At 53.5% G+C, this 14416-nt stretch carries 10 protein-coding genes; 3 read left to right on the top strand and 7 right to left on the bottom strand.

What is annotated here, in order from left to right:
- Positions 1-2: 2 nt before the first annotated feature.
- Genes VE954_RS09785 through VE954_RS09755 form a run of 7 tightly spaced genes read right to left on the bottom strand, consistent with a single transcriptional unit; the run spans position 3 to position 8763 of the window.
- Complete coding sequence (locus VE954_RS09785) at positions 3-1664, bottom strand: ABC transporter substrate-binding protein (protein WP_324952145.1); 1662 nt, start codon at positions 1662-1664, stop codon at positions 3-5.
- The gene (locus VE954_RS09780; RefSeq protein ID WP_324952143.1) at positions 1648-2901 is read right to left on the bottom strand and encodes an ROK family transcriptional regulator; all 1254 of its coding nucleotides are present in this window, start codon (positions 2899-2901) and stop codon (positions 1648-1650) included. The genes VE954_RS09785 and VE954_RS09780 overlap by 17 nt, the downstream gene beginning before the upstream one ends.
- A gap of 17 nt (positions 2902-2918) precedes the next feature.
- Positions 2919-3512 (bottom strand): hypothetical protein, encoded by a 594-nt coding sequence (locus VE954_RS09775; RefSeq protein ID WP_324952141.1) that lies wholly within the window; start codon positions 3510-3512, stop codon positions 2919-2921.
- Positions 3493-4350 carry a hypothetical protein gene (locus VE954_RS09770; protein ID WP_324952139.1) on the bottom strand — a complete coding sequence of 286 codons (858 nt, stop codon included), beginning with the start codon at positions 4348-4350 and terminating at the stop codon, positions 3493-3495. The genes VE954_RS09775 and VE954_RS09770 overlap by 20 nt, the downstream gene beginning before the upstream one ends.
- The gene (locus VE954_RS09765) at positions 4347-6611 is read right to left on the bottom strand and encodes a glycoside hydrolase family 2 TIM barrel-domain containing protein (RefSeq protein ID WP_324952137.1); all 2265 of its coding nucleotides are present in this window, start codon (positions 6609-6611) and stop codon (positions 4347-4349) included. Before VE954_RS09765 ends, VE954_RS09770 begins: the two co-directional genes overlap by 4 nt.
- Positions 6608-7960, bottom strand: a complete 1353-nt coding sequence (locus VE954_RS09760; protein WP_324952135.1) for a GH1 family beta-glucosidase — start codon at positions 7958-7960, stop codon at positions 6608-6610. The genes VE954_RS09765 and VE954_RS09760 overlap by 4 nt, the downstream gene beginning before the upstream one ends.
- A complete protein-coding gene (locus tag VE954_RS09755) occupies positions 7957-8763 on the bottom strand; it encodes an ABC transporter ATP-binding protein (protein ID WP_324952133.1) in 807 nt (268 codons plus the stop codon). The genes VE954_RS09760 and VE954_RS09755 overlap by 4 nt, the downstream gene beginning before the upstream one ends.
- Before the next feature lie 327 nt (positions 8764-9090).
- Between VE954_RS09755 and VE954_RS09750 the strand changes: the two genes are divergently transcribed.
- From VE954_RS09750 to VE954_RS09740, 3 genes are all read left to right on the top strand, one after another.
- Positions 9091-10176 carry a glycosyl hydrolase family 17 protein gene (locus VE954_RS09750; protein WP_324952130.1) on the top strand — a complete coding sequence of 362 codons (1086 nt, stop codon included), beginning with the start codon at positions 9091-9093 and terminating at the stop codon, positions 10174-10176.
- Positions 10177-10215: 39 nt separating this feature from the next.
- Entirely contained in the window at positions 10216-12153 is a 1938-nt protein-coding gene (locus tag VE954_RS09745) for a di-heme oxidoredictase family protein (RefSeq protein WP_324952129.1), read from the top strand.
- Positions 12154-13751: 1598 nt separating this feature from the next.
- On the top strand, positions 13752-14416 hold a 665-nt coding region (locus tag VE954_RS09740), incomplete at its 3' end, for a hypothetical protein (protein ID WP_324952127.1).

The raw sequence follows: 14416 nt of genomic DNA, 5'->3' as shown, positions 1-14416 counted from the left end.
GTTTACAACCCTTTCTGCCTGGGCTTGATCGCATTCAACACCAAAAGAATCTCGGGACGGTAATTGGGCGAAAGCGTGGCATAAGGATTCCCCGCGTGCGGAAAGCCTTCAAAATAAGTGCTATTGAAGGTACCCCAGGCTGGAGCGGGGAAGAGGGGAATGGCGGGCGCTTCTTGCATAAAAATATCCTGAAGGCTCGCCGAAATTTCCTCCTGGCGTTTCACATCCACCGTTCGCTCCCATTCCCGCATCAATGCTGTCGCACGCGCATCAGCAAATCGATGCCAGTTGCCTGGTGTCAGTTCATCCAAGGGCTTGACCGTGGTCTCGTCCATAATCCAGCGGTAGAAACCATAAGGATCACTGCTTTCTCCCGACCAGCTGATGGACCCTTCAAACTGGCCTTTCTGCAGGCCTTCAAACCAGGATCCGAAATCCTTGGCCTTGACCTTGGCATCCACGCCGACAGCCTCGAGCTGACTCGCAATAATCTGCGCCGCGCGAACCCAATCGGACCAACCATTCACAACAGTGATTTCGAGACTCAGGACCTTGCCCTCAGCGTTACGACGTTTCCCATCGCGTTGTCGAGACCATCCCTCCCGCTCCAGAAGGGACATGGCTTCCTCGGGATGAAAACCGGTCCAGTGCGATTGCTCAGCCGAAGGCTGTTTGCGCCAACGTCGATAGGCATCGGTAAGGCCCGAGGCATGAGGAGGTTCGGTGTATCGATAAAGGGCCACATCGGCTATACGCTGGCGATCGATGGCCATACTCAGGGCCTTGCGCATGATGGGACTTTGAAATGGTTCCTTTTGCGTATTCAGATAAAGGAAAATCATGGGCCCGACGAGCGGAAACCAGTAATGGTGATGCGCCGGATCCTTTTTCACAAAGATGCGATCGACGGCCGGAATGAAATTGGCAGCCAGATCAACATCACCTTGAATCAAAGCCAGATTCGCCTGATCATTGCTGGCAAAGGCAGGAAAACGTAGCCCTTCAATGGATGGTTTGCCGGGCTGCCAGTAATTGGGATTACGTCCGAGTTCAAAAACCTGATCTTCAAAGAGCGTGACGCGGGTGAAAGGCCCCGTGCCCACCGGCTCGGGATTGGCAAATTGCACGGGATCTTTGACGGCACTCCAAATATGCTCGGGAACAATCACCTGATTGGCGAGCACGGCAAGACCCGGGGTATAGGTCCTTTGCATGGTAAAAACAACGTCATGAGTCCCCTGACTTTCCACCTGCGATAAAAAACTCCACACACCACCGGCATCCAGGGCTGGAAACTTTTTGAGCAATTGAAAGGTGAAGACCACATCCGCGGCGGTCATGTCACGACCGTCGGACCATTGCACACCGGGACGCAGGGTGAGGCGGAGTTTTCGGAAATCCTCGCCTTCCCATTTATAGCTTGTCGCCAGCCAGGGCAGCAGCTCACCGGTCATGCGATTATAGATAAGCAGCGGTTCGTAGATGGCGCCCACTGAAAATTCGCGGGCACTGCCCGAGGTGAGGAGCGGATTAAAATTGCGTATGAAGGACGTTTGCTTTTCCACCGAAATGCTCAGAACCTGTCGTGACTCCTGCCGGGCCTTAGGAACGCAGGCCAGCAGAAGCCCGAGCAAACTGCAGACGACGCTAATGCGGGCTCGCATGACTCACATCCCCTTCCCGATCCCAGTCGGGCTTAATGATGGTTTTCAAAGGAAACCATGAGAGGTCATTCATGGCCTTTTCGAGAATCATGGTCGCAGCGCCCAAGGCAATGTGGTGTTCGCCGAGCTGACTCCAGCGCAAAGGAATGGTGTGGAGGTCCTTCCAGATCAAGTGCTGGCGCACGACATCACGGATCCTGTGCAGGACCATGTCACCCGCTGCGCTCAGGTTGCCGCTCAAGACTATGGCGTCCAGATCCAGCATCACCAGAAGACTGGCCACGGTGGAACCCAGGGTAAAAATGACTTCATTGAACAGCTGCTCCGCGACGGGATCCTTATCCAAGGCAGCTTCAAGCCAACGCTGTAAAGTCAAATTGCAGCCGGAAAGAAGACTCTGCGGATGCTGCCGGCCCAATTCATGAGCGCGTTTCATAAGGCTGACGCTGCCCAAAACATCATTCAGATTCTGCATGCCTGAATTCGGTTGCAGATGCACCAGCATATGGCCCAGTTCACCGGCCAAACCAAAACGCCCTCGATGAATGCGTCCGTTCAAAATCAGACCCGCACCCACACCCGTGCCCAGCTTGATAAAGGCCAGATTATTGCGCTCGGGTTCCTTGGCCCACCACAATTCAGCAAGAGCCCCCAGGTTGGCATCATTATCAAACAGGACAGGCAAACCAAAGCGCTCGCGCAACAGACTCCGAGGATTCAAACCTACCCAGGCGGGTAGAATGCCTTCATGAATCGGCGACTGCTGCTCATCAGGATGCACAGGACAGGGCAGACCAAGACCTATCCCAATCACCGGGCAGTTATCATGATCGGCGGCATCCTTCATCGATTGAATGGTATCGATGATCAGCTGCATCGTTTGCTGAGGTTCCGATTGCACGGGGCATAGACGGAATCGCGACTCACGAATCATACCCTTGAGATTCATCAGCGCAAACGCCACGTGTGTGGCACCCATGTCCACACCAATGATGGAGTAGGCATTGCTATGAAACGACAGCATGGTCGGGCGGCGCCCGCTGCTGGAATGCCTGACACCCTGCTCGCTGACCAAATCCCGCTCCAAAAGTTCGGCGACAATGGCCGAAACCGAGGAACGACTCATGCCTGTCATACGCGAGATATCCGCCCGTGAAATTTCCTGCTCCTGCCAGATCATGCGCAGAAGCGTGGTGCTGTTCATGGTTCGCATATGAGAGGAGTCGACTGTTTCCATTCCCTTGATCCTTTGTTTCAGATTTCCACGACGATTTTATTGCCGTAGGGGTCGACGGTTTCGACCCAGCGTCCCTGGGGAGTTCCGCCCAGATCACGAATCGCGTAAAACGCCAGCGGCACGAGCCGGTACGAGTATCCTTCAGCTGTATAGCCGACGCTATCTTTAAAATTGTCGAGCATCGACTGATAGGCCTGAATCGCTGCATTGCGATAAAGGGTGCGCTGGTCCTCGCTCAATGTTTCATGCGCGGACAAAGTTCGCAGCGCGATGGCCGTTTGAAATTGACTCTCGCCACTGCGAGCTATGGCCAGTTCCGTGGCCCACGCATAAAACATGGCGGACAGCCGCGTGGCAGGAGCGCCCGCCTCCATAGCCCAGCCCGTTATATTCCAACGGTTGGCGGGACTCACAGCGGCACGCGTGAAGGGATTCTGGCTGTCTTCAAGCACTGCCTGGCTCGGGTAAATCCCGGCGCCATTGTTCAGCTCCGGCAGCGAAAGATTTTCCAAGGCCAGCGGTGCCAGCGTCTCGCCATCACCCTGGGGTCCCCCGCAGCTGCTCAAAATTAAGGCCATCAGGCACAGTCGTTTAAATATTGATGTCAACATAACTTGTCCACTCCTGCTCGTTGCCATGTTTACCTGAACCGGGAGCATAAGGAAACCGGGGGGAATTCTCATCCAGGGTTCGCATCTGATAACGAAGACCCACCTGACTGATATAGCGATCGACCCGGAAAGTCTCCAGACCATAAGCCAACGCCACCTGGCCTTGAAAGGGAAAGGTCAAATTATAGTCACGATAATAATCATAGGGGCCCCAGTCATTCCATTTGGCCATAAGCTGAGCCTGAAGGCGCTGCCAGCGAAGGGTGCTGCCGAGGCCATAGCGTTTGATCAGGCGCGGGCTATCGCCATTGGCCTGTCCCGTGCCGCCATAAACCTGATGAATCATCCGCAGCTCAGGGGAAACGACCTGCACGGTACGGAACACGGCGTCCCAAAGATTGGCGGGAGGTGGCGACGAAGCGAAAGCGAACACGCTGCCATCAGCCAGAACCCCGAGGTTACTGTCACGGCGGGTGGGAAAGCGTCGATAGACCAGATCGAGACTGACAGCCAAGGGCGCCGATTCGCGATCATCATTATCCCATGCAAAAAACCAGTTATCCGGTGTTGGATCAAAGACGAAGAGCAGTTCAGCTCCTATCATTTCCCGGTTATCCAGCACTGCAAACGTATCGTTCAATAGATTCCGCGGCCGCAGACCTGGAGTATAGGTGCCGGTCGCTGGATCAAACTGGTCCGTATTGAGGAGTGGATCCTGCGGAATGGGACCAACCAAAGGTTTTTGATAAACGATTTGCGGCGCGACGCTGAAACTTCCCGAGCCGAGCGAAAATCCAGCTGCCGCGTTATACTGGTTGCCGCGCTCCGAGGGTTTCAAGGACCACTTGGTAATTGTAATGGCACTTCGTAGCCGCCGTTGGCAACCAGACCACGATAGGCCCCTTGAATATACCAAGGCAGTCGGCCCGTGCCCTGAATGAGGCGGAATTTTCCGGCCAGAGTATCGAGGGTTTTGATTTTACCGTTTTCCGTCACTTTATAATCGGAACCATTGTAACCTTCGCTGTCCGATTCTTCCGTGCGAACATAAAGGTCCCCGATCCGTTCGCGCCCCGATTGCAAAAGACCCCACTCACTGCCGAAACCAAAGAAGCCGGTTTTAAAACTCAAACTGGTGCGCGCCGCACGTCCACCCGGATCGGTCATGCTGCTGGTGGCCACCGTCTTTTGCGCGGCAAAGGCCTGCTGATGCATAAGGGTGTAATTCAGATCCATCAGCTGGCCGCTATATTTCACAATAGCCATGGGCTTGGCGCCCCAATAGATCTGCGGGCCAAACGCCACCTTGAGACCGGCCAGCATCGATTTTCCCGTGAACACCATACCGTTCGGCGCATCCGAGTTGTAGCGATCGATACCGACCATATCATAAGTCTCTTGATAGAGACCGAAGAAGTCACCCTCATCGGCCCAGTGACCGTGCGGAGCCCGATAAAATCCTTCCAGTTTAAAGAGGTTTTCATTCCATTCAAACTGCGCGCGATGAAGTTTCACCCGTTCCTGATCGGCGAGAGTCACGACCTTGCCGTCCTCCCCTTTCACCCGGATGGGACGGCCCCGGTTTTCGTAGAAGATTTCATCCATCTTGTTTTCTGCCACATGCCCCAGCACGTGAATGGCAGCGCTGGCCTCAAGACGCGGGTCCGGACGGAAACCCCATTCGAGAGTGGCTGATTCCATATGATCGTCGGACGACCAGCCCTCTCGCGTGGTTTTGTTGGTATTGCGGCCGGAACTCTGCACTGATTCCAGATGGATGTTGGCGCTTTTGAGAAAGAATTTCTCCAGGTCAGCCAGCCGTCCGGCGGAACGCAGAGCTTCGGAATCAGGCTCATAGGCACGCGGCTGCAGATTGCTGATCCGGTTTTCCCAGCTGCTGCGTTCCCCATCATAAGGGTTCATGGCAAAGATATCGCGCATGACAAAATACGCCGGACGTGGCGTGAGCTGATAACGGCCGCGCGCATCATTCTTGCTTTTCGCCATGATGCCGAACCATTCTTCGTTCATGTTGTCCGACCCTTCCTGGAAGTCAAAGGCATAGCCTTTATTGGACCAGGAGGCAGTTTGATCATGAATGGCCAGGTTTTCCGTTTGCTTGTATTTCCACCATTCATCCGACCATTGGAAAATAAAACCGCCGACTGCGTTTCCGGCCTGACCTTGACCATAGGTATTTTGATAGAGATCAAGCCACTGGCTCTTCAAGAGTTCGGCTTGGGATACGCCATCCTCACGACCGGTCCTGGCATTGAAAGCATCGGCACCGAATTCACTGAAAAACACGGGCTTGCCGAGCACAGCCTTGACCCGCGTGAAAAGGTCGGTCGCGTTTTTACCCCGGTATACGTTGGTTCCCAGCAGATCAATCGAGGGGGCTTCCTTGGCAATCAGCTCCAGATACTGCAGGTCACCGTTACAGATTGAGACCAGGTGCTGCTGATCAGCAGCCTTCATCGCGGTCGCGATGTCACCGAACAAGGTATAGAGATGCCGAGCCTTGGCTGCGTCCCGCTCCCCCTGCGGCAGGTTTTCGATTTCACTTGAAGTCCAGCTCAGGCCATAGTTATTTTCATTACCCAGCATCCAGAACAGGATCCCAGGGGTATCCTTGTAACGTTGCACCATGTCCAAAACATCTTTTTTAATAGCGTCGCGCACCTTGGGCTGGGAATAATCCACCGGAGACTGCGCGACACCATCCACCGTAAAGCCATACCGTCCCATCAGGTGATTCATCACCGTGTGGATGCCATAGGTTTCATAAATGTAAGCGACCCAGCGCGGCGGGATCATGGCAAACTGCCGAATTGCATTCACGCCCATATTTTTCAAGAGCGGCATTTCCACATCGAGCACCGCACGGATATCAGCATCAGACCTGGACCAAAGATCATAGGCATAATTTTCGCCCACGGGGATCGCGCCCCAGTTGACGCCTTTGATCAAAAAATCCTGACCATCGCGCTGGAGTCGGGCGCCGCGTTCATCCTGTTTGATCGTAAAGCGCGGCGTTGCGGCACAAAGGTCTGTCGTCCAAAGCAGAGAGCAAAGAAAAAGAAAAAGAAAAAGTCTCATGGGATGATCCTTTGTTGAATCAGATCCCGATACCAGAGCGCGCTGTCCTTGGGCAGACGGGTCTGTGTTTCATAGTCGACCCAGACCATACCGAATCGCTTCTTATAGCCATAAGCCCATTCAAAATTATCGAACAGGGACCATAGGAAATATCCCTTCAGCTTCACACCCTGTTTTAAGGCCTCCTGCATGGCCCGGGCATGTTTCTCCAAATAGCGAACCCGGCGCGCATCGTGGATCCGCCCCTGGGCATCCGGCGAATCATCATAGGCTGCACCGTTTTCAGTGATATAGAGCGCTTCGGGCGCGTAGTCGCGCTGAAGTCGAAGCAGCAGTTCACGCAAACCATCGGGTGAGACCTCCCAATCCATATCCGTGATATCAGCAGGATCCGCATGCAACGTGCGAGACGTTTGCCCTTCACTCTGTTCATCCCCACGGATGATGGCCCGCGAATAATAATTGATGCCGAGGAAATCCAGTTTCTGCTGGATGAGCGCCAGGTCACCATTGTGGATAAAATCCAGGGCTCCGCCGCATTCCTCTTCCACTTCAGGCACCATATCGACAGGCAAACAGCCTTTGAAGATGGGATCAAGGTACCAGCGATTGAAACTTCCATCGAAGCGCCTTGTGGCTTCACGATCCGCTTTGGAATCCGAGGCCGCAAAGGCCGGAGTCAGGTTCAAGGTAATGCCGATGTTTAAATCCTGCCGCTCACTTTGCATGGCCTTCATACCCAGCCCATGCGACAGGAGAACGTGATGCGCCGCGATCCAGCCGGACCGAGGATCCTTCAAACCTGGGGCATGTTCACCTTGCCGATAGCCGAGGGATGCCACGCACCAGGGTTCATTGTGCGTGATCCAGTTCTTGACCCGATCCCCCAGGCGCGCCACCATTTTTTGGGCATACTCCGCGAAATGCTGCGTGATATCGCGGTTGAGCCAGCCGCCCTGATCGCCGAGACAGGCTGGCAAATCCCAATGATAAAGCGTGATCCAGGGTTGAATATTCCGGCTCAAAAGCTCATCGATCAACTGATCATAGAAAGCCAAACCCTTTTCATTGATCGCGCCCACGCCCATCGGCATCACACGTGGCCATGCGATCGAGAAACGATAGGCCTCCAACCCTAGCTTATGCATAAGGGCCACATCATCACGAAAGCGCAGATAGTGTTCGCAGGCGCGCCGTCCATCACTGCCATCGGCAATTCGGCCCTCTTCCTGACAAAATTGATCCCAGATCGAGGGTGAGCGGCCATCGACATCGGTGGCTCCCTCGATCTGAAACGATGAGGTCGCCGCCCCAAACAAAAAATCCTGCGGAAACGCTTGCTGATTCATGATGGTCTTCTTTCCAGCCTTGGGTTTCGTATGGCATCCAGGAGCAGCGCGGTATAAGGATCCTTGGGTCCGTTAATCACGCTTTCCGTAGGTCCGCTTTCAACGATGACACCTTGATTCAACACAATCAGCCGATCGGTGAGATATCGGGCGCTGGCCAAATCATGGGTTATGAGAAGGAGACCCAGCTCCTGCTCGCGACGCAGACGTGCGAGAAGATTTAATATGTCCATGCGAATGGAGACATCGAGCATCGACGTCGGCTCATCCGCAACGATCAACCTGGGGTTAACGGCCAGGGCCCGGGCAATGGCCACTCTTTGCCGTTGCCCGCCGGAAAGCACATAGGGATAGGCTTGGGCCATGCGTTCTACGGGAGTGAGGCCCACCATATGAAGAAGGTCATGAACCCGTTTCTTAAATTCCCCCTGGGTCGCCAGCCCGTGTCGCAGGAGGGGACGCTCCAGATGATACGCAACACTATGAGCCGGATTGAGGGACGCAAAGGGATCCTGAAAGATCATCTGCACCAGGGAACGATACGCAAAGGAGGCCCGCCGCGGCTCCGCGTGGAACATTTCGCGCTCGTTCAACCACAGTTTGCCGCCATCCGCTCGCTCCAAACGCAGAATGATGCGGCCGAGCGTGCTCTTGCCACAGCCGGATGCCCCCACCAGTCCCACGATTTCACTGCGGTTCACATGCAGCGAGACATCCCGCAGGGCATGAACATCTGGTCGCCGCCGCAGGATTCCGCTCGAGCGATAGGTTTTTGTGATATTACAGAGGCGCAGAAGCTCCATGACGGGTCACTCCAGGCTTTTTCCGTCGTCAGACGATTTTGTTTGAACTCACTACTAATACCCTCATCTTTACAAATCAAGTTCTGTTTAAGAACTAAATCCCCGAATCGGGCGGACATTCAGAAGCTTTGCTCTGAAAAGCCTAACCACGTGGCGTTTTACTGCGCGATGCCTCATAAGTGTGCATTCAAAATTCGAAACTCATAAGTGACATCCTGGGGCCTATTCAAAAAAGGTAAGCCACCTATGTGCTGAAAACTGCTTGCTGTGGTCACCATTTTGTTTGTTATAAGTACAATCATGAATTCAAGATATTGTGGAGAAAATATGCAAAACCGATTACGCGGGCTTCTGCTCTGCCTTGGGTCGCTCCTTGCCATCAGCTGTACAGGCTCATCATCGAAATCGACGACAACACCGATGGATCCGCCGGTGGCTACACCTTCCTCGCTACCAGCTCCCTCATTTTCCCTGCAGAAAACACTGCTGGGTCCGTCCCGCTTCGATCCTGTTCGGGCCATTTCGTACTCCGGATACCGCACGGGTCAGGGTCCGGGCAAAGCCGAACCCAGTGCGGAGCAGATTCGGGAAGACCTTGCTCTGCTCAGTCGGCATTGGAATGTCATTCGTCTCTATGGCAGCGGACCTCAAAGCGCCACCGTTCTGGAAGTGATCGCTCGCGAAAAGCTGCCACTGCGGGTGATGCTTGGCGCCTGGCTCCAGGCTGAGGTCAGCAACCCGGGCTGTCCCTGGGGCGGCATCTATCCGGAGGCCGAATTAATCAAAAATCGCCAGGAAAACAGTGCTGAAGTGGATCAAGCCATTCAGCTGACCAAAACCTATCCGTCGCTGGTGAGCGCGATCAGTGTCGGCAATGAAATTCTGGTCGAGTGGACCGATCACCTCGTCCCAGCGGCGTCGGTGATTGCTTATGTGAAGCGAATCAAGGGATCCGTGACCACAGCGGTGACGGTGGCCGACAACTATGTGCCCTGGCAGAACGGGCATGAAGAGCTGGTGGAGCTTTTGGATTTCATCACCATCCATACCTATCCCATCTGGGAAAACAAGGGCATCGACGTCGCGCTGAGTTATGCGCAGCAGAATTACGAAAGCGTGCGCCAGCGGCATCCCCACAAACCCATAGCCATTGGGGAAACAGGCTGGACCACGGGAACCAACGGCGTCGGAATTCCTGTTGCCTTTGCCAATGAAATCGCGCAGCAGCAATATTTCAAAGAGATGAGCGCCTGGAGTCAGAGCCAGGGCGTGCCAGTGTTTTTCTTTGAGGCCTTTGATGAGGATTGGAAAGGCGGGCCTGATCCAGCGGAACCCGAAAAACATTGGGGACTCTTTACCAAGGATCGTCGTCCCAAGATAGCGGTTCGGGAACTCTTTCCCGATCGCGTGTAAGGATCGGAACCAGGCAGAAAATTATTGGGGGGAAAATTGATGAAACGTTTTTACTGGGGAGGTCTTGTGCTGTTGGCACTATGGGATTGTTATGCCCATGCCAAAGCCCAGACCGAGGGATCGATTCGGCCGCGTCGTCGTCATGAAAATGATATGGATTTTTCCAAGTACAACCCCTTCTATTGGGAAGGGCGTCAGGCGCATTTCAAAGTCGAAGATATGACTCCCGATGGGGACAATCGCATCCGCTTCACCTTTTTCACCGAGTGGCCCCAGGATTACATTCCGACTCGTGGCCCTGATTTTTCCGCGGTTTATATCGGCAGTCCGAATGGTGGGAACGAAAATGAGCGCAGTAAATTCGCGTTGAATTTTCGCATGAATCATGTCGGGGATCATAAGGTCTTCAGTGCCGAGATCCGGCCTGAGGATTTTGCAGCGTATAGGAATCAGCTCCAGGTCGGCAAGGTGCTGACGTTTGAGTTTCGGTTCTTCATGAACGAAGGTTTTGATTCCTGGCAGAAGCAAAAGCAAGCCAACGTCCATAATATCTCGGCCTACTATTCCGAATTCTTTCGCATCCAAATCGGTTCACCAGGACTCCTGATCGATGATCCGGATCGGACGGATGCCGTGCCTTCCTCCCTTCGCTATGCAGGCGGGGCCACGACCATTCCCACCGTCAGGGTTGAGCCATGGAAAGCTCTGCAGCAACAGGCCTGGAATATTCGACCCGAACATTCACAAAGTTTTATGACCGGACGCACCTGGTTTCACACGGATATGGTCGACGGTCAGCATCTGCTGGACGACTCCGATGATAAGCCCTCGCCCTTTTTTGAAGACGAACGACAGCGGCGGGCCGGCTATGCAGCGAGCGCTTATAATGTACGAAGCTGCAGCAGTTGCCACATGAACAATGGAAGCATGCTCCTGCCTGGCGATCATGAGGCGATTCATCATACTGTTGTGAAGACGTTTGACAAAAATTCCGGCAACCCTCATGCCCGCATCGGTCAGCAGCTGCAAACAGCAGGACCGGATCGGGAGGGAACGCTTGTGCTGGATGGCAGGGAAACACGCGTCATTCGACTGAATGATGGCACCGAGGTCATCCTCAAGAAGCCACGGTTTCGCTTGGAAAGCAGCCTCGCTGATACCGAGCCAAGCCTTTCGCCGCGCCGACCTTTGGCCATGATGGGCCTGGGTTTGCTGGAGGCCATTCCTGAAACGACGCTGCGTGATCTGGCCGCAAAAAATAAAGGCACGCTGCGTACCTTCAACGGTCAGGTGGGCCGGTTCGGTTGGAAGGCGGATAAGGTGAGCCTGATCGATCAGATTGCAGAAGCTCTGCGTAGCGATATGGGAGTGCTCAGCGCCTCACGTCGCACATTGGATTGTGCCAGTCCTTGTCAGAACGGGAAAGCCTGGCTGCCAGATCAGGCCTTGACGGATATGGAATCCTACATCGCGCTTCTGGGTGTGCCCCCGCGCATGAGGCCCCTGGATCCTGCTGTCCAGCGCGGTGAGCAGATCTTTGATCGTTTGAATTGCAGCAGCTGTCATGTGAAGGCTTTAAAAACAGGGCCGAGCCGTTTTTCTGAACTTGCTCATCAGCCGATTCAACCTTTTACGGATCTTCTGCTGCATGACATGGGTCCGGATCTCGCCGATGGCCAGCCTGGATCCATTGGGCGAATGTGGCGAACCGCACCGCTCTGGGGTTTAAAAAACAAACGCCATGCGACCGACTCGCACCGCGCGGATTTTCCTCCTGGCAATACAGCCTTGAGGTGGCACGACGCGCATCGGGCTGCCGATCGCAACCGCGTGCAGTGGCTGCATGATGGTCGTGCGGACACCATTATCGAAGCCATCCTGTGGCACGGCGGCGAAGCCTCGTCCTCGGTCGCGGCCTATAAAGCTCTTAATGCCAATGAACGCACCGATCTGGAAACCTTTTTGTTTGATCTTTAGGTAAGCTTGAAAGGCTGGGTTCGAGCCCCAGCCTTGGTATTTATCTTCGGGCGGGCCAAACTCTCACACCGGGGCGCGGAAGCAGCAGCTTGATTCTGAAAGTGGTGGCTGTGCATCCATGCTTTCAGCTCCGCATTCTGGTGAAACCACGCAGCCAGAATTTGTGCCAACCGGCGGAGCGGCGAGTTGCGCAAATGGGGCGCCAAGGTCCGTGACAGGAGGTGTCAATATCTTTGATCATCTGACTGAATCGGAGCTCACCGCGGCGTTTTCGAAAGCTCTGATGGGATCCAACCGGCCGCGGAAAGAGCCTGGATTTTTGCTCAGGTGACTAGCATCACGAATCGGGGATTAGGGAAAAGCTGCGCAGGAAGTGGCTGACAAAACTCAACTAATCCAACGCAAACCCGCGATTCTCACATGAAAGCTCTAGAGTTTCAGATCCAGCAGCAGATTGATTTCTGTGATGGAGCAAGACTAAAGATTGAACTGAATCCATCCATTCTCAGACTTTCCGATAGATTTGACGCGATATGTGCGGCTGTTCGATGTCATGAAAATAGGAAAAGGCCGGTTGCAGATCGCAAAAACCATCCGTTCCTGCCTTTATGGCAAAGACACTGACCTCGGATACCTCTTCTCAAAAATCTGAAGTCAAAGAGATAACGATTCATAAACAGGAGCGCCGTCTCTTACGGCACTGCTGCGGCCAGAAAATGAACTTTCTGCGAAAAAGCGAATGAATTAAACACTGGCTCTGCCCTCCAGCCCGAATTTCAACGGCATCACAATCCAATGAAGCCCACTCACACAGCGCCTGGATCAATTCTTAAGCATTCTTTCCGGGGCCCTGTAACCTAGACGGCCTTGAAAAAGTCTGATCGGGATATGAAGCGCGCAGGCTGACGAAAACCCAGAATTCGGATCCAAAGTACATCAGGCATTTAATATCGCTTATTGCACAGTGATGATTTCAGATAGCTCGCCACGCAAAAAAACACAGTGAATAGATCATGGGTTTAAACGAGAACGTTTGTTTGAGGCTCAACGCTCTTAGGGGTGGTCTTCACCTTGAAATTTCCTTTTGGTTTCGATAATCATTTGGCCTGTAACCAGCGTCTGACAGGAAATCCCTGACTCCAGCAATGCGGACATTGGCGCTGGCGTCGGCTTGGAATCAGCTTGCGGGACCAAAGGGGGCACTGGTGTGGAGACCGGAGGCAGCTCGAGAGTCCCGGGATCGGACTCTGGGATGAACATCCGCATCACGCCGGACTCAGCTTACCTTAAATTTGACAATACGGAAGCCGAGCTTAAGGCTTATCTGCTGAAGACTATCGAAGGGACTTGAAGCGGTGAAAGAATTTGGCTTTGCTGCGTTTGCAAACTCTGAACGGGAGGGAGTAAGTCACGCATGGACAAACTTTACCGCGCTCAACTTTTGCTTGCCTATACTGCCATATCGATTCTATGACATTGAACCCTTACTGTGTAAGGCTTTTATGGGTTGCGTCCCTGCAATATATTTGGATTTGCTGGATCTGTAAATTCTCAGGAATAACCTGGATGACAGGAAAATCAGAAAAGAAAGGTACACTTTGAAAAAGTTTCTAACTTCATTGTCCCTTATTTACGCAACCTCTGCAATGTCAGCCGGCACCATATTGGATAGGCTTGGCCCTATACCTTGTCGAACCGTAGATATAGTTGCTGGAAATTGCGATAAACCAGGGACAGGATCATCTGGGACTGCACCGAGCTTGCCCGCCAAGCCAATAAATACCCGCCATATTTCAATTTCCATGGATCAACACCCGCATACGCACATCGCAACTTTGTCGGCCCTCATTGAGCGAGATTTAGTAGAGCACAGACTTAGTCCGGCTGAACTTAAAAACGCAAAAGAGCACTTTGTAAAGCTGATCGATGGCATCAATGTCCCCGCGGCGTTTCTAAACTCGCATTCTGCCATGAAGAAAGGCCTCAAGGCAGATCTTGAAAATCTGAGCCAAGGACAGTTCGCGTCAGCACTCACCGGATTCGCGGAGGTAGTCAAGGGGTTCGGACAGGACAAATTGGTGGAAGGGACAAGCAGCCTAATTGAGAAAGTTTCGCCAAGAACCTTTGAATTCCTGGTGAATGAACAAGGCTATACACGTCCTGAACCAGATGCCGTGGAATTTCATGGGCTCAACATCGATAATTTTAGAAATGCAATTGCCGATTTTGAGGCAGGCAATTCCTTTACCTCGCACTCCACAGG

The organism is Oligoflexus sp. (genome assembly GCF_035638955.1).
In the GTDB taxonomy this organism is placed as follows: domain Bacteria; phylum Bdellovibrionota_B; class Oligoflexia; order Oligoflexales; family Oligoflexaceae; genus Oligoflexus.
This window is presented reverse-complemented; position numbering and strand designations above follow the sequence as displayed.

Coding starts and splice junctions, on each gene's coding strand:
- VE954_RS09785 (WP_324952145.1), bottom strand. CDS start 1,664: ATGCGAGCCCGCATTAGCGTCGTCTGCAGTTTGCTCGGGCTTCTGCTG.
- VE954_RS09780 (WP_324952143.1), bottom strand. CDS start 2,901: ATGGAAACAGTCGACTCCTCTCATATGCGAACCATGAACAGCACCACG.
- VE954_RS09775 (WP_324952141.1), bottom strand. CDS start 3,512: ATGTTGACATCAATATTTAAACGACTGTGCCTGATGGCCTTAATTTTG.
- VE954_RS09765 (WP_324952137.1), bottom strand. CDS start 6,611: ATGAGACTTTTTCTTTTTCTTTTTCTTTGCTCTCTGCTTTGGACGACA.
- VE954_RS09760 (WP_324952135.1), bottom strand. CDS start 7,960: ATGAATCAGCAAGCGTTTCCGCAGGATTTTTTGTTTGGGGCGGCGACC.
- VE954_RS09755 (WP_324952133.1), bottom strand. CDS start 8,763: ATGGAGCTTCTGCGCCTCTGTAATATCACAAAAACCTATCGCTCGAGC.
- VE954_RS09750 (WP_324952130.1), top strand. CDS start 9,091: ATGCAAAACCGATTACGCGGGCTTCTGCTCTGCCTTGGGTCGCTCCTT.
- VE954_RS09745 (WP_324952129.1), top strand. CDS start 10,216: ATGAAACGTTTTTACTGGGGAGGTCTTGTGCTGTTGGCACTATGGGAT.